Genomic DNA, 18,537 nt, shown 5'->3' with positions numbered 1-18,537 from the left:
CTATTTTGAGCTGTATAAATTTTTACTTTGGTACTCAGTTTCGCTAGGACATGCGGATTAACATTCGCGAATTACAAAAAAGCCGACCCAGGGGCAACCCAGGGGCCGGCTATTGCGAATTGCTTTATATAGAAAGGCGATACAACCCATCCAACACGGCAAAAAAAATGTCGCCGGAAGCCGACCTGGTGGCTGCGTGCACTTTGCCAGGCAAGGCGATTTGGCTCCGTACGGAAGCGGACGCCTCGTCGATCACCAGCAGCTCTTCGCCGCAGAACGCCAGGATCGTCTCGCCTTCGCCGCGGATCATCCAGCCGCATGGCGCGTCCGTAGGGATCGAAGCCGTAAACTCCAACGTCGCTGGACTGAAGACGCGGATCGAGTCCCCTACTCGTACGAAGACGCTCGACGCGCCGGCCAGAACGCCGTTTCCAACCATCTCCTCTTCTTTGTCAAACGTTACTTGATGCACCAAGCCCTCGCCTGGCTTCCAGACTCCGAACCCGCACTGCACTTGCTTATAGCCGAGCCCGCTGGCGCCTCCATTGGTCGTAAAATACAAGTACTGCCCGTCGGCGGTCAGCCCGCAAACCTGCTGGTCATTGTGAAGCGGATCGGTCCAGACGTCCACCCCATGGTTCTCCACATCTATGCGAGACAACGCCCCGCCGTAAGTGCCGTATTTGGCCGACCAGCCGGTCCATATGCCGCCATCCGGGCCAAGGACGCTGCGTCCCTCAGGACGTACGAAATCCGGCGACACCGACTTCAGCATGCGCGGATTGGCATTGCTGAGCTGATCCCAAGGCTGCTTCGGATCATACACGATATGATCGCCGCCGACGTAAGCAGACATATACAGCTTGCCGCCAACAAACAGCATACCGTACACTTCGCCGCCGGCGTTGCAGACGGTTGCGGAGTTCCAGTGTTCATCCCTCACCGGATCATAGCTGAAGATCGTCTGGCCGAAGCCGCACGAACCCCATACCGTCCCTTCCGGGTCGGTAGTAAGCGTGAAAATACGAGTCGGAGACGGCTCGGACGGAATTCTTCTTAGCTCCGGTACATCGGTTAGCCCATTGATAATAAAGTATTCTTGCCCGCGAACTCCCGCATAACGGTCGTTAGCCAGCGCCACGACTCCAAACGATTGACCGTTCGGCAGCTGGACGGACGATTTGGTAAGCCGGCTTGGATCGAGATCCGCAATCGGTTGACGCGTCTTCGAATCCAACCACTTCAGCTCCCCTTCTTTCTCCAGGCAGATGAAGTCCTCATTCGCTTCTTTCACTCGGTAGCCCGGAGCGTCCAAGTCGTGGAACGTTTCCGTTGCAAGATCAAACGCCTTCAGGAAAGGAACGTCATACCCTCCGGCTACGAATACAGTACCGGGCAGCGCACCATATACCGGTCGGCTGTACAAATTCTTGTCGTTGTCCGACACTCTTCCCATGTTCTTCAGCTCATGTGTTTCGGGATCGTAGCGCAGCAGGCTGCAGCCCGGCCAAGTGCCGCCATACACTTTGCCGTCGGAACCGACGGTCATATCCCAGAAATATTTCTCGCCCGGATCGGACAGAGGCTCCGCCCACTCGCGAGTAGTCAGATCAAGGCAATGCAAGTAGGCATGCTGCGGGCAAGTCCCAACAACGAGCTTCTTGTTGAACCAGTTGACCAACCCCCATGCGCCTTCATCGCCTGGCAGCGTAATCGTCTCGTACGAGTGATCCTCGGTGTCCACGAAAATCAAGACGCCTGTCCCGCCGGCAACGAAGTTGGCAAGCACCAGCTTTTCCCTGCCGTCCTTTGGATCCTGAATGACCGTCTTCGCCAAAATGTTGAAATTTCTGCACGGATGACCAAGTAAAGTGTACATGTTTGACCTTCCCCCACCGTTTCGATTGTAGTCGTTTTAAATCAATACCGGTACGATACAATTTCTACATAAAAGGAAGACCTCCTGCCTGTTGCGAAAAAAAAACAATACGAGTCGATTGAGGCAGCATTATCCGCTGTTAGGGGTTTTCCACTGGCTCAATAATGAGTTCGGGGCCCGGGGCAGCTCGCCCGGATTACCAGTTCTGGCTGCAGCACAATCATCTTGCCCGGCGGCACCGGCTCCCCGCTCTGCAGCTGAATGAGCAGCTCCGCCGCCCGGGCGCCGATCTCGTACGTCTGGAATTTGACCGACGACAGACGAACGTCCAGCCGCTCGCAAATGCTCGTGTTGTCATAACCAATCACACCCAGCTCGACGCCGGGCCGCAAACCTAGCTCCGCAGCAGCCTTATATACGCTATGGGCGATGGCATCATTGAAGCAGAAGATGGCGTCCGGTCGGTTAGTCAGCTGCAGTACACTGAGCGCTTCCTGATAGCCGGGATCTGTAGCGTCGAACGAGCTCTCGTAGCGAATAAGCGACTCCTCGACCTCGACCCCGGCCTCCGTCAGCGCGCTTGTGTACCCTTGGAATCGCTCCAAGGCAACCGAGTACATCGGTCGGGACAAATACGCGATTCGGCGATAGCCGACGCTTAGTAGATGCTTCACCGCTATGTAAGCGCCGTAAAAGTTGTTGGACACAACTCGCGGTGCCGAGACACCCTCGAAGCCGCGGTTGCAGAAGACGAGAGGGATTCGGCGTTCTCGCAGCTCATCGAAAGGCTGCCGGTCCAGCTCACCCTGCAAGGCAGGAACGACGACGATCCCTGACACGCCCGAATCGGCCAGCTTCCGTATGGAGGAGGTCTGTCGTTCGCCTATATTGTCCGTATTGCAGACGATGACATTCACGCCATGCCGATCCGCCTGATCCTGGATGCCGCGCAGGATACCGGGGTACGTGTCGTGCATGATATTCGGGAGCAGCACGCCCCAGCTCTCAATTCGGTCTCGTCGTGGCGTGTCGGATTCCGCTTTCTCCCCGCTCGAGCCTGCGTTAGCGCTGGTCTGCTGCTCAGCCACGTATGTGCCGCTTCCGTCGCGGGAGTAGAGCAGCCCTTCGCCGATCAGCTCGGAGATTGCTCGGTCGATCGTCGTCCGTGTCACCTGGAAGCGAACGGCGAGATCGGGACGCGAAGGAAGCCGCTTGTGCGGCTCCAGCCGCGCGATCATGGCGATCAGATCCCGTTTTACGCGTTTGTACAGCAAATGGTCCATATCCGTCCATCCTGTCCGTCAGATTAGCATTAATCTGATTGTAGCTTACCCGGGCAGCTTGGACAAGCTGTTCGCTTGGAGAACGGCACTGCTGTTGAAGTACTGCTCGATTGCCGCTTTCTGCTCGGCATCGAACTGGCTCAGCGGCTGTCTAGCCTTCGGTGTGCGGAACAGCCCCTGCAGATAACAGATCATCTTCTCGTATGGAATCACATCGTATGCCAGCAAATGAGAAATGACTTCGTTCGCTTGCGCTTGCAGCGGCATCACGGCCGACCAGTCGCCGCGGGCCGCATGGTCGAACATCTGCAGGAATGGCTGCGGCATCATATTGAACGTACTGCCGATCGCCCCGTCCGCTCCTGAGAGCGCGCCACCGGCATATACCTCGTCGTGGCCGTTGTAGATCAGGAAATCGTCTCCGCAGCGCGCGCGGATTTGTTGCAGCTCGAACAAGTTGAGCGAGGTGAACTTGACGCCAATGCACCTGGGATGCTGCGCCATCGCCTCGTAGAAATCAAGCGGCAGGCTGACCCCAGTCGCACCTGGAAAATGGTACATGATGAACGGCAGCGACGTCGAGTCCATAATGGAATGATAGTGCTGGCGGATTCCTTCAGGCGAAACCTTGTAGTAGAACGGAACAACGGCCGAGATGGCGTCCGCGCCGGCCGCTTCCGCGTGTCTCGCCAGCTCGCAGCTTTCGCGCGTGCTGATCGCACCGATATGGGCGATAACGGTAGCCTGACCGGCAGATGCACCGACAACCGTTTCCAGGATGCGCTTGCGTTCCTCCGATGTCAGGATGAACCCCTCTGCCGTGCTCCCGCCAACATAGAACCCTTTCACGCCTAGGCTCAGCAAATGCTTCACGAACCGCTCCAGCGACTCGAAGTCGATCGAGTCATCCTCCAACATCGGCGTGAGCAGCGCGGGAAAAATCCCTTTAAACTTTTCTAAATGCATGTTTACCCCTCCAGCTCAATCTTTAATCTGACTACCTGCCCGACAGATTTATTGTAAGCCTGCTCAGCTTATTCCGCAATAAAAAAATCGAGCCGCTCATCGTTTCCGGTGAACAAACCCGATTTAATTCTAATTTTTTCTAGTAGTTGACGAATTCCTCATGGTTGTTCATGCCATTACTCGATGCCGATCGCGAAAGACTTGACCCTCCTCTGCTCCCCATAAAGCTCATTCAGGTGAGTCACATGCGCCGTTCCCCACTCGTTCAACGCTTGGATCACCGGTGTGATGCTCTGACCGTAGGGTGTGATCGAATATTCGACTTTCGGCGGTATCTGTCGGTACACCTCGCGATGGACGATATCATGATACTCCAGTTCCCTCAGCTGCTGAGTCAGCATTTTTTTGGTGATGGCGGGAATCGCTTTTTGCAGCTCGCTGAATCGCATCGTCCCGTTCGAGAACAGATGAAACAGAATGACCGGCTTCCATTTGCCAACCAATATTTCTAGCGCCGTTTCCACTGTGCATTCAGATGCCATATTGAATCTCCTTTATTGTTGAATATGATGTAGGTATCTTTTTGTATACTAGGTTTAAGCGAAGTGCCTACTTTTCTTTTAGGAACCTAGAGCATATTATACGACTATACCCGTAGCGATACAATGCCGTTGAAGTTCATCATAAAGCAACCATTAGGAGGACACGTGTATGAAAATTTTGGTCACAGGAGCGACCGGCGCGCTCGGTTCTATCGTCGTAGAAACCTTGTTGAAGCTCGTTCCGGCTGCGAATGTAGCTGTTTCGGTGCGGGATCCGCAGAAAGCGGAGCACTGGAAAGCTCAAGGCGTCGATGTTCGGCATGGCGACTTCAACGACCCGGAATCGCTGCTAACGGCGTTCCAAGGGATCGACAGGCTGCTGCTCATCTCCTCCTCGGAGCTTCAGAACCGTGCCGTGCAGCATAAAAATGCGATTCATGCGGCGAAAGCGAACGGCGCAAGATTTCTAGCCTACACCAGCCTTGCCGATGCTCAAGAGAGTGGACTGTCGCTGGCGCCTGATCATCAAGCAACTGAGGTAGCCATTCGCGAGTCGGGGATTCCATACGCTTTTTTGCGAAACAACTGGTATTTGGAAAATGAAGCCGGATCATTCCAAGCGGTAAAGAACGGTGCGCCTTGGATTACATCGGCTGGGGCGGGGAAAGTAGGCTGGGCGGCTAGACGGGATTATGCCGAGGCAGCGGCGCAGGTGCTGGCTGGCGAAGGTCACGAGAACGCGGTCTACGAGCTGTCCGGTCCACCATTGACACAAGCGGAGCTGGCTTCGATCCTCGGTACTGTTCTGAATCGGGAAGTGGCGTTGCAGCAGGTGGATGATGAAACTTATGGATCCATAATGAGCGGCGCTGGCGTTCCCGTGGGGATCATTCCGTTCCTGGTTTCGATCCAACGAGGTATTCGCGAAGGGGATTTGGACATTGTGAGCGATGACTTCGAGCGATTGCTGGGCCGGCCCGTGACACCGCTTGCCGATGTCATTCGTCAGCTCGTTTAAGGATCGGGTGAACTAGACTGATGCTTGCACCTGTTTTCTTGGGTCCGCGACAAGGTGCTGACGCGAGACATCGAGTCACTGTTGCAGTACGAATCGCCGGCTCCTTTCACCAGACGGGCCGTCCCCCGCGCAGAACACTTCATTCCGTTGCTCATCGCGCTCGGCAGCGGTTCGCCGGACCGCGAGATCCGCGCGCTGTACGATACGATCGAGCACGGCACCTTATGCACATTGTGTTTTCAGTTTTGATTGGTTTAGTCGGATGCTGGCCTGGGATGTCTCTGGCCAGCTTTTTTTGTTTGCGGGGGACCTTATTCCATCTTCTCCATCAATCCGATGTGAATCATTCGGCGCAACCGGTAGTCCCATCCCCACTACTCCCGCCCGTAGGGCAATCGATGCAAAGGGTTAGTAGGGAAGACTCAATTTCGAAAAAGCGCAAGGATTCCCCCCGCGAGCAGCGAAATTAACGCCAAGGGAAAACTTGGAATTGGACGAGCATCACGGTTCAAGGAAAGGAACACTATGAGCCCCCTCCACTCGAAAACCGGCGACTCCCGTTCGCCTCGCAAGCCTCAATCCGAGCAGCAAGCTAAACAACCCACACGGCCCAATCCCCCGCTGCTCCAAGGTGGAGTGAACGCCATTCTGCAGCTGCAGAGCACGATCGGCAACCGCGGCGTCATGCAGCTGATGAAAAATAGGTCGCAGCAAACACGAAGCAGCAATCCTCCATCCGGTCTGCAACCGATCCAGATGATGCCCAAATTCAAGACGGAAGAAGAAGCGATCATCTACTTCGAAGACATGGACGAGGATCACCTGTTCACGAAGCTGGCGGGCGAAGTCGATCAACTGCTGAAGCTGGCGATAGCGAAAGGCTGGGAAGACCTGCAGGAGCGCATCGAGTATGCGCAAAGTCAAAGCGAGACGGTCGCAATCGAGCGGTTCCGCAGCTGGGACCTGTCCGACGGCTCCCGCTTTCAGGAAGCGCTCAAGCTGCTGGAGCTCGCCCAAGACAAAGGCTGGGAGCAACTAGAGGATCTAGTGATCGAATACGTACGCAACGTCGAGGATACACGGGATGAGCCTTATCTCCAATCCGACGGCTTTACGCCGATCCAGCGGGCTTTTTTCCAGCAATGGTCCCCCAAGTCGCCTATGCCTGTGGACGAATTAAAGCGCCTAATTATCCACGCAGGAGACAGCAAGGCAGAGATGGATTGGCTGGAGGTGCTGCTGGCCGTGCCGATCCCGACGCTCACCTTGAAGCAATACGATGTCCTGACTCTTTACCAAGCGGATCTTATAGGGAACGTCCCTGCTCTACGCCGAGTACTCGCAATCCTCACCGGCTCCCCGAGTCCGGAAGAAGCCCAAGGCCATATCGAGACGGTAAAAGAGTACAATTACGACATCGAGTTCGCCCTGGAAGCGGTTGCCGAATCGACCGAGCATGCGGATCAAGTAAGGCAGCAGGGATTGACGCGGATCCAAGATAAGCTGACGAAGGACAAGCAGGATGTGATGAAAACTCATTTCGATACGGCTTACAAAAAAAAGCTCGACCGTAAAGAAAGACGCGAGTTCGAAAACACCAGCAATCAAGAGAAAAAGAAGCAATACGACAAAACGATCCAAGAAGAGCAGCTGCGGCTTTCCGAAAACGAGCATTACATCCTTGAGGAAGAAGCGGAAAAGGAAAAACGCGAAGTTATCTATATGATCGGACCGGCTGCCTACGAGAAGTGGAGAACGGAGTATGTGGCGTTTTTCAAAACCGTAAACTATCATCCGGCAACTATACCGGCTCTCTCCCTGTGCGGACAAAATTTCAAGCTGACCAAGCAGATTGTGGAGAAGGTTCAGCTAGCGCCGAATTTGCTTCAGCTCATTGAGCACGACGATATAACTTTGACCATCTATAATCGCTGCCTCAAGATGATCCAGCCTACCGTAATTGACGCGATCATCACTCGCATCGGCTGCCCGCTGTTCATGGATTTCACGGAAACCGAGCCTTACTTGTCGCTGCTGGGTCTCCTGCATCAGGACAACGTCCCGATTCCGACGCTCAAGCTGCTTCTTAAGAGCGATAGCCTGGAGCAATACTGCCTGCCGAAATTTGCTGCGGATTTCTCCCGATTGCTTGTTCACTTTACGCCGAAAGAAATCGATAAACTGGTCGACGTCACCCCCAACGGATCGAACACGCAGTTGAACCTGCTACGGAGTCTTCAGCCATGCGCGGCAACGGCGTCGGACTTGTTCGAAGGGCTGGAGGTGGCGGCCAGGATGAATTGGGGTCAAGCCACGTTGCTGCTGCAACTGGGCACTCTCCCCTTAGGTCAAAATGCCTTGCAAATAAAGACACACATTTACAATCAACAGCTTACGATTTTCAACCGAGATACGGAATTTCGATCTTGGACGCGTACCTTATGCGTGTTGATGGAGGACGAAGATTACGATGTCGAAGTCGGAAATTCGGTGCTGCTCCCTGGAGGCACGACATATGAACGAGTCTGTAATATCTATGACGGGACCGGCGCTTTTCTCGACGAGTTCGTCGTCCACTACCATCCGGGAGCGAAAGCGTCCGTCCAACATCCATATGGCTCCGGCGCTCATATCAAACCGTATAGCGGCAATACGACGACGCCGCGAATCGGACGGGATGAACTGAAGGATGTGTTGAAAAAGAAAATCCCTTCCAAATGGAACTAGAAAGTCCAAATGGAACTAGAAAGCGGGAACCGGGACAATTCGACCGTTCAAGCATTTCATTGCGGAATTTCCACTTGTTCAGCCTTTGACGCCTGTGGTGGCGATCCCTTCAATAAACCATTTCTGGCAAATCATCACGACGATCAGTACCGGAACGAGACCGGATACGGAGGCCGCCATAGTCAAGGTATAGTTGGTGCCGAATTCCTCTACATAGGTCGTGAGGCCGATCGGAATCGTGAACAAGTCCTTGTCGCGCAGGAAAATTAGCGGATTCTCGTAATCGTTCCAATGCCATGTGAAAGAAAGAATGAGCAGCGTCACAATCGCCGGCTTCGTAAGCGGCAAACAAATTTGCCAGAACGTGCGCCAGTACCCCGCCCCGTCGACTTTGGCCGCCTCCAGCAACTCATTCGGAAGCGTACTGAAAAATTGCCGCATCAGAAACGTGCCGAAGATCGTGAACAATCCCGGCAAAATGATCGCCCAATGCGAGTTGATCAAGCCCATCCGGTCGAACAAAATAAAGCGCGGCACAAGGAGCACTTGGCCTGGAATCATCATCGTGGACAAATACAGCAGGAACAGAAAGCCGCTGCCGCGAAAGCGGATTTTCGCGAAGGCATAACCGGCCATAGCGCTGGTAAGCAGATTGCCTACGACCGTGATAGCCGTAATTTTGATCGAATTGTAGTAGAACAGATAAAACGGATTGGGACCGTTCCACACTTGCTTGTAATTGTCGAAGTTCCATTTCTTAGGAATCCACTCGATCGGATATTTGAACAATTCGCCGTTGACCTTGAACGAGGCCGAGATCATCCACAAGAACGGCAATATCATCAGGAAGGCGAAAAAAGCGAAAACAATCGTCAGCAGCAGCTTCAGAAACAAAGCGCCTGGTTTGTGTCGGGCGGCGGTATTGACGGGAATCATAGGCGCACCTCCTAGAAATGCTGCTGCCATCTCTTCTGAGTCTGCCACTGGATAAGCGTAATGACGAAGATGATGGCGAACAAAATCCAGGATACCGTGGCGGCGTACCCCATCTTATAAAATTGGAAGGCGAGCAAATAAATATGGTACGACAGCACCATGGTGGAATCGATCGGACCGCCATGCGTCATAATCGCGACGGGACCGAACACTTGGAACGACCAGATAAGCAGCGTGATCACAATGAGAAACGTTGTAGGCGTCAACATCGGAACCGTGATGCGGAAAAAGCTGCGCCAGCCGGTAGCCCCATCGATCGAGGCGGCTTCGTACAGATCTTTAGGAATACCCTGCAGACCGGCCAAATAGATGATCATCGTGTACCCGATCGTGACCCACACCGACATGATGACGAGCGCCCAGAGAGCAGACTGCGGACTGGAGAGCCAGCCAGGGGGATTGTCTACGCCTAACATGCGGAGCATATGGTTGATCGGGCCTTGCTTCGCCTCGTACAGCACTCGCCATACGACGGAGACCGCAGCCAGACTGCTGACATACGGCAGGAAGATGAGCGTGCGGAGCGTGCTTTTCCAGAACACGTATCGATTCATAACGACTGCGGCGAGCAGGCCGATAATCATCGAAACAGGCACGCTAACAAGTGTGTAAACGGCATTGTTCTTGAGCGATTTCAGAAACTTGGGGTCGTCCGGCAGCTTGCGGAAATTGTCTAGCCCCACCCAATGGATACCGGAAAAGCCTTTCAAATACTCCCAATCCACGAATACCAAATACAAGCTGAATAAGATAGGGAACAGCACGAACAGAGCGTAACCCGCAAAATTGGGGAGAATGAACAAATATCCCGCCATGTTTTCCCGGAATGTGGAATTGTGCCCAAACCGCTTCATGTCAAGCTCCCTCCCTTCCGAGTGAGATGAAAACGAGCGGAGAGAGACGCGCTCCGCTCGGACTGTTGTTATTTAATGGGGTTAATCATTTCTTCGCCGCTTTGATTGCCGCGTCCGATCTCGACTTCATCACTTCCAGCGTCTTGTCGATGTTCTGGGCGTTGAGCAAATATTTCTCCGACTCTTCCTTGAAAATCGCCTTCAGCTCCGTAGATGCCGGCACGTCATAGCTGGTCTGGAATTTGTAATTGGCGCTCAGCAGCGATTTCAGCGAATCCAAGTGCACCAGATTAGGAGCGTCCCCGATCAATTGCGTCGTAATTTTGGCGGCGTCCGCTTTTTTGCTGGTCGGGATCCGTCCGCCCGGCAGCATGGACATATTGCCCTCGGTCAAATACCAGCTGATGAATCGGAATGCCGCTTCCTTGTTCGGCGAGTTTTTGCTGATCGACAAATAGTCGCCTACCCCGCCGCTGTTGACGTTCCCGCCCTTCTCCCATTGCGGAATAGGAGCGAAGGAAACGGGGAAATCATGCGGGAACGCTTTCGTATCCTTGACGTAGCGGAGTAAGTAGATGCCTCCCATGACCATAGCGGCTTTGCCGGTCAGCAGCTCGTTCTGCGCCGTCAGCTTGTTCGCGACCGCTTCGGAATATTTCACCATAACGCCGGAGTCTTCCAGCCGCTTCTGAATTTCGAGTCCTTTTTTTACTGCCGCGTGATTGTAGTTGGACGTCCCGTCCGCCGTAATGTCGCGATCCACCGGCTTCGCGGTAAGGAGCGCCGCGTCGCCCAGGTTGCCGAGCGCCGGGTCGGTTGCGAACCCTTTGCGATCGCCTTTGTTAAGCTTTTTGGCCAACGCTTCGAATTCGTCCCAAGTCCAGCTCGTCGGCACTTTTTCCCCAATTTCGTCCAGCGCCTTCTGGTTGAACAGAATCGCGCTGACGTTTTTGTTCGCCGGCAAGTAATAAATTTTCCCATCCGGAAACTTCTTGAAGTTGGCCGAACCGATAATGCCTTCCACATCGAATTTCTCCTTGGCAATCAGATCGTCCAGAGGGATCGCCATGCTCGCCTGCACGCGTTTGGTCATATTGCTGTCGCTATAGGTGACGAATATATCCGGGGCATCGTTGTTGGAGAGCAGCGCCGTCTCGAGCTTCAAGTTGCCGGACTCGTCGTTGACGAAGCGAGTATACTCGACCTTAATATTCGGATTCGCTTTGTTCCAATTGTCTACAGCTTCCTGCGGTCCGCTCTCGGGCGGCACGCCTCCCCACATCTTGAGCGTGATCGGCTTCTGCTCGGCGCTTGGCTTCGGCGTTTCGGCCCCGGGATTGGAGCTCGGTTTGGCTTGGCCGCCTCCGCAGGCGCTGAGCATGAGTGTTGCCGCCAGGATAACGGTTGTCGTAACGGATAATCTTCGTTTCAAAATGGATTCCCCCCTGAATGGATAATGGCTGATCCTCGTCGGAACATCCCCATCGTAACGAAAATTTGCCTTTGGCAGAACGGCGCGATCTTTGCACAATCTGGATTTTGCTATGCGTTAGTTGACGGTTCTGGTTCGATCTGACAACACATGCTTGCGGTATTCGCTCGGATACATTCCTTCCATCTGCTTGAAGACACGGCTGAAATGATTCGGATCCGGATAGCCCGCCATCTCCGAAACCTCATATATTTTGTTGTCGGGGCTCAGGAGCAGCTCCTTTGCCTTCTTCATCCGGACCTGGGTGATGTAATCGGTAATCGTCTCCCCCGTTTCCTTGCGGAAGAGCACACTCAAGTAATTCTCAGTAAAACCGACTTCCTTCGCGAGCTCGGACACCTTTAGCGGCAAGTGGAACTGCTCCGTAATCACGCGGATGATCGTCCGAATTTCTTGCCGATAAGGGATAGGAGCCGGCTTGGCGCGCTTCTGCTCCGCTTCCGCATATGCCAGATGGAGCTGAAGCGGGTCCTCGAACGGAGCGGAGATGCCGAATGAGACCGTTATTTTCAAGAAACGCTCGGCCGATTCTTGCATGCGGACCAGCAGCTCGGGATGAAATCGATCGCATACGATGGCGAATCGCCCACTGCCTATCTCGACCAGCTCCGCTCTAGGGTGGTCGCGCAGCAGTTCACCCAATATGTTGGCCACAGCATATGTCAGCAGCCGTTCGCTCTTGAACCGGTTGTTCTCAAGAAGCGAATCATATCGCTCGATGCCCGCCGCGATTACGTGAATCGTCCCTTCGAATGGGGAAATCTGGAATTCCTCCAACACTTCCTGCGTCTCGTTCCGCCCGCATTGCTTGAGCAGCAGCTCGCGCAGCCGCTTCTCCTTCACCTCCTGGCCGTACCGATTCATCTGGAATTCCAGTCGCGTCGACTCGGACTGCAGCTGCCTTTGCTCCATCACTTCCCGCTTCAGCTCGTTCAGCTTCTCCATCAGCTCCTCCGGATCGATCTCCAGCTTGATGATATATTCGGACGCCCCTAGCCGGAGCGCCTTCTGGACATAACCGAAGTCGTCATGGTTGGATAAAATGAGGCATTTCACCGCAGGCCATCTTTTTCGGATTTGCTCCAGCAGCTCCAGGCCGTCCATCTTCGGCATGCGAATATCGGTCAGTACGATGTCGCATGCTTCTCTTTCGAGGATTGCTAATGCTTCCAGCCCGTTCGACGCTTCGCCGATCACCGCGAACCCATGATCCTGGAGCGGAATGATCGTCTTCAGTCCGATTCGCACCAATATTTCATCGTCTACAATCAATACGCGGATCATACCGGCACATCCTTTCGTTGCGGCAGCTGGATCGTCACATCCAGCCCGCCGTCCTCGCTATTTTTCAGGGTGATGCCATATTGTTCGCCGAAATGCATGCGAATCCGGTCGTTCACATTGCGAATGCCGATTCCGCTAAACTTGGCGTCCGATCGATTCTCCTGCTGCTCGATTTCGGTCAGCAGTTTCTCCGGGATGCCTACACCGTTGTCTCTTATTGAAAGGATCAGACGGGAGTCTTGCTCCCTACCGTGAATAGCGATGTACAAGGGCGATTGGTTCCCATGAATAATACTGTTCTCCACGATCGGCTGCAGTGTGAATTTGGGCAGACGGTAGTCAAGCAACGACTCCGGCACATCGCTTTCGATCGCCACATCGTCGTTGAACCGAAGCTTCTGCAAGGACATGTACAGGTGCAAATATTCCAGTTCCTCTCTAAGCGTAATCAGCTCCTGCTCCTTGCGCATCGTAATTTTGATCAGCTTGCCGAGCTTGGTGACCATCTCGCTAACGTGAGAGGCGTTGGACAGAATCGCCATCCATTTGATCGAATTGAGCGTATTCATCAGGAAATGCGGATTGATCTGCGCTTGCAGCGCTTCCAGCTGAGCCTGCTGCTTGCGTTGCTGCTCGAGCTGCAAGTTGACGACGAGCTCGTCCAGGCGTTGAATCATGTTGTTGAAATGGCGTCCTAGAAGCGACACCTCGTCCACCCCTCGGATTTTCACCTGCGAATTGAACTCGCCTTTCCCGACTCGACTCATCGAGCGGGCCAGCTCCCGAAGCGGTTGAGTAAAACGCAGCATCATGATGATGAAGAAGACGGCGAACGCAGCAAACCAGACGCTCACCCAGATGATCGACTTGGTCTGCACAAACTGCAAACGACCGACGAAATCTTCCCGCGACATGAGCTGGTAATACGTCCAGCCGAGCTGGGGAATAGCGGCTCGATTCACGATATATTCCTTGCCGCCGCTCGTTCGGATTGCGGGCATCTGGTCCGCCGTTGATGAACCGTGCAAGCTCGAGAGCACATCCGGTCCGACCGGCGCTGACCCCGTATCGCCATAGATTCGTCCGTCGCCCGCAGCCAGTAGGCTGATCATGCCCGAGCTTCTACGCGTGGCAAGCTCCTCCTCGCCGTAGAAAAACTGAGAAAGCGGCAGACCGATGTACAATACGCCATACCCGCCTTGACTTAGCTCACCTTTAACAAGCCGGGAAAGCGTAAGATGAGTGGACGGGAGTCCGGAGACGGGGATGACCCCAGGTGCGACCATCCAACTCGGCTCTCCGTTCATAGCCTCCGATTGCCTCACTTGCTCCGCATATTGGGCAGCCGTCGTTTTGTCCCAAGTGGAGTACACATTAGCATGATGATCCAGCAGCGCCACTCCCGCTTTTCCATCCAGCAGGAAATCATGGACATTGGACAGCTTCTTCTGCACGCTGACGAACTGGGTGAACTTCGTGTATTCGTCCCGCCAATTGGCGCCGTCCCTCAGGAAGGTAATGATTTCCGGATCGCTGACGAGCAGATTGGACGTCTTCATCAGCCTAACCGCCCAATCGTTCATCGCTTGCGCCTTCCGATCGACATCAATCTGGTTCGTCTCGAACATTTCCGACTCGACGATATCCCGGGAAGATTGATAAAAGCCGTAATTGAAATAAAAAACCGGCAAAAGAATGAAGATGAACAAAGAAATAAGCAGCTTCGAGCGGAGCGTTCGGATCGGAATCATGGTGAGCTTCATTCGTCTTCAACCTCATTTCAAGAATAATGCTAAATGTGAATAGAGGAATCCATTGCCAAATGAATAGGCTGCTGCGGCTGATCTTCTAAAGGGGCTTCCATCGGTCTGCGGCGGTAGGCGCTTGGGGAGCTGCCCGTCCAACGTTTGAATTGTTTGCTGAAATGCAAGCCGTCCTGGAAGCCTAGCTTCTCGGCGATCTGATCGAGCGATTGTTCCGTATTGGCTAGCTCTAGACGGCATTGATGCAAGATGCGGTTGGAAATATAGGCTTGAGGAGACATCCCGAACACGCTGCGGAATACCCGGGAGCAATACGAAGGGCTGTAGCCGAGTTTCTCCGCCATCCTTGCGATCGTTCCCTTGGTCGACTGCTCGGTACGGACGGTAATGCTGCCGCCTCGGACATCTTGCTCGATTTCCTCCGCCATCCGATAAGCAATCAGAGTCCCGGCTCGATCCGTTCCAGGTTTGATTCTGGACTCTTCTATGCCTCCCAGTACCGCGAACAAGGCGAACAGATGCGAGATCAGCTTCAATCGGATGGCCGGATGGCGCATGTCTTGGTCGCGATTATACTGAAGGAAATGGACCAACTGCTCGAGCGGAGCGCGACTGTCCCTCTCCAGGGCGGAATCGCGGCGATGCAAGCCGTTGCCGTGATACGTCAGAATCGTCCGCAGCATGTAGTCCTCTATATCGAAATGAAGGGAGAAGTAGGTGATCGGCGCTCCGCGGGTTCCCACTACTTGGCGCTGCACCCCTGGCGTTATGAGCAACAAGTCGCCGGCGTTCATCTCGTAGAACCGATCTCCCAACCGTACGTCCTGGGTGCCTTCCAGGAGCAAATTCAGCTCGAATATTTGAAAGGTCAACGGGTACGTCCACCAAGGGATAAGCGTTTCTCTCCAATGCGAGTAATAAATTTTGAAAGCCGAATCTACATTCGGAATGTAAATAGTATTATAGCGAATTCCTTCGTATATCATGAACGGCCCCCTGTTCCGATTGGATTCAGCAGTACAAGCTGTCTCTTCCATAGCATAGCACGATCTGTCCATATTCTGACAGACTTTGTCCATACAAGTTAGTAACATCACCCTTCATACTAAAAGTAATTTCTCATAAGGAGGAGATAGTTAATATGATTAAGAAATTTCTTGGCATCTGGGTGCTTGCGGCCATGCTGGCCGCCCTGTTCGGCGTCCAGTCCGCTGGGGCGGCCGACAAGCTAGTGACCAATTTCAGCTTTGAAAACGGTCTCACAGGTTGGTCCACATGGGGTGGGACAGGTGCCGCCAGCTCCAGCACGACTCAAAAGCATTCCGGCTCCTACAGCGCCAAAATCGTAGACAACAGCTCTACGGTTCAGTACGGTCTCGAAAGCGCCAAAATTCCGATCACTCCAAGCACGATCTACATGATCTACGCATGGGCATACATTGAGAGCGGCAGCGCGGATCTGTACATCCGGTTCTACGACAGCAGCCAGACTTACATTTCTACTGCTTTCGTGTCCAAAAATTCGCCGACTAACGAGTGGACGTACTTGAAGGTCAAAACGACTGCCCCTTCCAACGCCGCTTACGCTACAGCGCTTGTATATTCCAACGCTGCGAATACGGGCACGACGTACTGGGACGATATTTACTTCACCGCCGCCTTTACGGATCTGGGTGAGCAAGTGTATGGCGAAGCCCAGCTTCACTCCGCCGTATTCGGTGTGGATGGATCGGGCAACGGTGTGATCTATGCGGTCGCTGACGGTTCGACATCCAATCCGACCGGTGTGCCGGCCAGAATGACGATTGTCGATTACAACAATAACACGGTCGTCACCTCGAAGCCTCTGAATGGCTCCGGCGTAGCGTGGGCGGCCATCAAGGCAACAGACAATAAAATCTACATGGGCGCTCCTAATACCGGCCGTTTGTATCAGTACACGCCGGGAGCCGCGAATGTCGTAGATCTGGGCGTCGCCCTGTCGGGCCAAAACCACATCTATGCGCTGGCCGCCGGCACAGGGGGCAAGGTCTATGGCGGCACGGCGCCGAATGCGAAATTTTTCAAGTGGGATAGCGTCAACGGTTTCTTCGAGATCCAAGCCTCCAACCCTGTAGCCGCTGGTGAAACGTATGTGCGCAGCATGGCTTATGACATGGTGAACAACGTCACTTACCTCGGCACCGGAACGGATGGCAAACTGATCTATTTCGACAACGATACGGGCAACCGCTACAACATCCTGCCTAGCGCCTATAACTCGGAAACATTTGTCTACTCGCTCGATTATACGGGCGGCAAGGTGTTCGCTCAGCTTCGTGAGAGCAACAAGATGGTCGTCCTGAACGTTGTCCATAACACCGGTGCCGCTCCTACCGTGACACTGGACAAAGAAATCTCCACCGTCCACTCGCTCGGCGTCTCGAATGCCGTGAACAACAAAGTGTACTACACCGCGGACGGCATCCTGCACGTGTATGACATCGTCGCCAAAACGACCGCTTCCCTCGGCTTCAATCTCGGGACGAATGCGGTAGCCGATATCGGCGTCGTCCAATTGACGAACCAAACGAACTGGCCGGGTTATTCGGTCGTTACGCTGGGGTATGTCGCCGGCGAGATGAAGCTGTTCAAGTACAACATTCAGACCGGCGCCACTTCAACCACCGTGCTTGACTTCCCGGATACTTCCACATCGATCCGCAGTATGACCGAAGGACCGGACGGCAAAATTTATACGGCGGGCTATTTGACCGGCGGCCTCGGTGTATACACGCCGATCCGCGGCGATCTGAACGAAACGAAGTTCGGCTTCGGGCAAGCCGAGCATATGATCTCCTACAACGGCAAGCTGTATCAAGGCGTGTATCCGGGAGCTCGTATCTATGATTATAATCCGGCTACCGGCGTGAAGAACTTATTGTTCGAGCTAAGCGCCGATGAGCAGGATCGACCGTTCGGCTTGGCGGCCGGCGACGGCAAGCTGTTCGTCGGGACCGTACCGGGATACGGCCACTTGGGCGGGGCTTTAACCGTGTATGACATAGCTACCGGGTCCAGGACGACCATCCGCAACATCGTCAACGATCAGGCGGTCATCGCCCTCGCCTACCACAACGGCTATGTGTACGGCGGCACCTCGATCTGGGGCGGCAACGGCAGCACGCCGACGACGTCGCAGGCGAAGTTCTTCCGCTACAACGTAGCGACCGGCGCCGTCAACACCTACACGCTGCCGGGCGTCGGCTCCAGCGAGATTCAGGCGATCACCTCCGTTTCGCTCGACTCGAACGGCAAGATCCTGTTCTGGGCGGAGGGGTACTTGATGAAGTACGATCCGTCCACGAACACCGTTACGAATAAAGGCCAGAAGTATTCGATTAACTACACGGTCGGTCAACAAAGCTTCGTGTTCTTCGACGGGCACATGCTGATCGGCAAAGGCGACAACCTGTACGGCACGATCGGTGGCAAGCTGTTCGTTATCGACAAGACGAACGACGCCGTGTCGACGATCACGACCCCTGTGAGTGCCAGCGGCATCGCGCAGGACGTGTTCGGCAACCTGTACTTCAAGAACGCAGACAATTTGTGGCGGTACGCGTTTTAAATGAGGAAGGCGGCAATCGAAGGCTCTCTCCTTCGTTGCCGCCCTTTTTGTTTGTGTAAGCTCGATTTTCGAGCTTACAGCTTTTAAGGCGGACGGTCCTCTGGCGAAGGTGTTCGGTTGGAG

The 18,537-nt window shown here is 54.1% G+C and carries 14 protein-coding genes; 4 read left to right on the top strand and 10 right to left on the bottom strand.

What is annotated here, in order from left to right; genetic code table 11:
* Window positions 1–124: 124 nt before the first annotated feature.
* The 4 genes from PKO02S_RS24635 to PKO02S_RS24620 all read right to left on the bottom strand — a co-directional run bounded on the left by PKO02S_RS24635 (window position 125) and on the right by PKO02S_RS24620 (window position 4,670).
* Window positions 125–1,879 (bottom strand): ligand-binding sensor domain-containing protein, encoded by a 1,755-nt coding sequence (locus PKO02S_RS24635; RefSeq protein WP_127587175.1) that lies wholly within the window; start codon window positions 1,877–1,879, stop codon window positions 125–127.
* A 158-nt stretch (window positions 1,880–2,037) separates the two neighbouring features.
* A complete protein-coding gene (locus tag PKO02S_RS24630) occupies window positions 2,038–3,162 on the bottom strand; it encodes a GntR family transcriptional regulator (protein ID WP_127587173.1) in 1,125 nt (374 codons plus the stop codon).
* 45 nt (window positions 3,163–3,207) lie between these two features.
* Entirely contained in the window at window positions 3,208–4,128 is a 921-nt protein-coding gene (locus PKO02S_RS24625; RefSeq protein ID WP_127587171.1) for a dihydrodipicolinate synthase family protein, read from the bottom strand.
* Between the two features lie 176 nt (window positions 4,129–4,304).
* Window positions 4,305–4,670: a winged helix-turn-helix transcriptional regulator gene (locus PKO02S_RS24620; RefSeq protein ID WP_127587169.1), complete on the bottom strand. Its 366-nt coding sequence runs from the start codon at window positions 4,668–4,670 to the stop codon at window positions 4,305–4,307.
* Between the two features lie 169 nt (window positions 4,671–4,839).
* Between PKO02S_RS24620 and PKO02S_RS24615 the strand changes: the two genes are divergently transcribed.
* From PKO02S_RS24615 to PKO02S_RS24605, 3 genes are all read left to right on the top strand, one after another.
* Window positions 4,840–5,688, top strand: a complete 849-nt coding sequence (locus PKO02S_RS24615) for an SDR family oxidoreductase (RefSeq protein ID WP_127587167.1) — start codon at window positions 4,840–4,842, stop codon at window positions 5,686–5,688.
* A 24-nt stretch (window positions 5,689–5,712) separates the two neighbouring features.
* The gene (locus tag PKO02S_RS24610) at window positions 5,713–5,937 is read left to right on the top strand and encodes a class III extradiol ring-cleavage dioxygenase family protein (RefSeq protein WP_127587165.1); all 225 of its coding nucleotides are present in this window, start codon (window positions 5,713–5,715) and stop codon (window positions 5,935–5,937) included.
* 276 nt (window positions 5,938–6,213) lie between these two features.
* On the top strand, window positions 6,214–8,415 hold the full coding sequence (locus PKO02S_RS24605; RefSeq protein ID WP_127587163.1) for a hypothetical protein: 2,202 nt from the start codon (window positions 6,214–6,216) through the stop codon (window positions 8,413–8,415).
* Window positions 8,416–8,493: 78 nt separating this feature from the next.
* Here PKO02S_RS24605 and PKO02S_RS24600 read toward each other — a convergent pair whose 3' ends face one another.
* The 6 genes from PKO02S_RS24600 to PKO02S_RS24575 form a co-directional block, all read right to left on the bottom strand.
* Window positions 8,494–9,351: a carbohydrate ABC transporter permease gene (locus tag PKO02S_RS24600; protein WP_127587161.1), complete on the bottom strand. Its 858-nt coding sequence runs from the start codon at window positions 9,349–9,351 to the stop codon at window positions 8,494–8,496.
* An 11-nt stretch (window positions 9,352–9,362) separates the two neighbouring features.
* Complete coding sequence (locus tag PKO02S_RS24595) at window positions 9,363–10,265, bottom strand: carbohydrate ABC transporter permease (protein ID WP_127587159.1); 903 nt, start codon at window positions 10,263–10,265, stop codon at window positions 9,363–9,365.
* Window positions 10,266–10,350: 85 nt separating this feature from the next.
* The gene (locus PKO02S_RS24590; protein WP_127587157.1) at window positions 10,351–11,697 is read right to left on the bottom strand and encodes an ABC transporter substrate-binding protein; all 1,347 of its coding nucleotides are present in this window, start codon (window positions 11,695–11,697) and stop codon (window positions 10,351–10,353) included.
* 117 nt (window positions 11,698–11,814) lie between these two features.
* Window positions 11,815–13,041 (bottom strand): response regulator, encoded by a 1,227-nt coding sequence (locus PKO02S_RS24585; protein ID WP_127587155.1) that lies wholly within the window; start codon window positions 13,039–13,041, stop codon window positions 11,815–11,817.
* The gene (locus PKO02S_RS24580) at window positions 13,038–14,804 is read right to left on the bottom strand and encodes a cache domain-containing sensor histidine kinase (protein WP_127587152.1); all 1,767 of its coding nucleotides are present in this window, start codon (window positions 14,802–14,804) and stop codon (window positions 13,038–13,040) included. The genes PKO02S_RS24585 and PKO02S_RS24580 overlap by 4 nt, the downstream gene beginning before the upstream one ends.
* 29 nt (window positions 14,805–14,833) lie before the next feature.
* Window positions 14,834–15,790, bottom strand: a complete 957-nt coding sequence (locus tag PKO02S_RS24575) for a helix-turn-helix transcriptional regulator (RefSeq protein WP_164821662.1) — start codon at window positions 15,788–15,790, stop codon at window positions 14,834–14,836.
* A gap of 155 nt (window positions 15,791–15,945) precedes the next feature.
* Between PKO02S_RS24575 and PKO02S_RS24570 the strand changes: the two genes are divergently transcribed.
* Window positions 15,946–18,414: a carbohydrate binding domain-containing protein gene (locus PKO02S_RS24570; RefSeq protein WP_127587148.1), complete on the top strand. Its 2,469-nt coding sequence runs from the start codon at window positions 15,946–15,948 to the stop codon at window positions 18,412–18,414.
* The last annotated feature ends 123 nt before the right edge of the window (window positions 18,415–18,537 follow it).

Source organism: Paenibacillus koleovorans NBRC 103111 (genome assembly GCF_004000845.1).
In the GTDB taxonomy this organism is placed as follows: Bacteria; Bacillota; Bacilli; order Paenibacillales; family NBRC-103111; genus Paenibacillus_AA; species Paenibacillus_AA koleovorans.
This window is presented reverse-complemented; position numbering and strand designations above follow the sequence as displayed.

Coding starts and splice junctions, on each gene's coding strand:
- PKO02S_RS24635 (WP_127587175.1), bottom strand. CDS start 1,879: ATGTACACTTTACTTGGTCATCCGTGCAGAAATTTCAACATTTTGGCG.
- PKO02S_RS24630 (WP_127587173.1), bottom strand. CDS start 3,162: ATGGACCATTTGCTGTACAAACGCGTAAAACGGGATCTGATCGCCATG.
- PKO02S_RS24625 (WP_127587171.1), bottom strand. CDS start 4,128: ATGCATTTAGAAAAGTTTAAAGGGATTTTTCCCGCGCTGCTCACGCCG.
- PKO02S_RS24620 (WP_127587169.1), bottom strand. CDS start 4,670: ATGGCATCTGAATGCACAGTGGAAACGGCGCTAGAAATATTGGTTGGC.
- PKO02S_RS24615 (WP_127587167.1), top strand. CDS start 4,840: ATGAAAATTTTGGTCACAGGAGCGACCGGCGCGCTCGGTTCTATCGTC.
- PKO02S_RS24605 (WP_127587163.1), top strand. CDS start 6,214: ATGAGCCCCCTCCACTCGAAAACCGGCGACTCCCGTTCGCCTCGCAAG.
- PKO02S_RS24600 (WP_127587161.1), bottom strand. CDS start 9,351: ATGATTCCCGTCAATACCGCCGCCCGACACAAACCAGGCGCTTTGTTT.
- PKO02S_RS24595 (WP_127587159.1), bottom strand. CDS start 10,265: ATGAAGCGGTTTGGGCACAATTCCACATTCCGGGAAAACATGGCGGGA.
- PKO02S_RS24585 (WP_127587155.1), bottom strand. CDS start 13,041: ATGATCCGCGTATTGATTGTAGACGATGAAATATTGGTGCGAATCGGA.
- PKO02S_RS24580 (WP_127587152.1), bottom strand. CDS start 14,804: ATGAAGCTCACCATGATTCCGATCCGAACGCTCCGCTCGAAGCTGCTT.
- PKO02S_RS24575 (WP_164821662.1), bottom strand. CDS start 15,790: ATGATATACGAAGGAATTCGCTATAATACTATTTACATTCCGAATGTA.
- PKO02S_RS24570 (WP_127587148.1), top strand. CDS start 15,946: ATGATTAAGAAATTTCTTGGCATCTGGGTGCTTGCGGCCATGCTGGCC.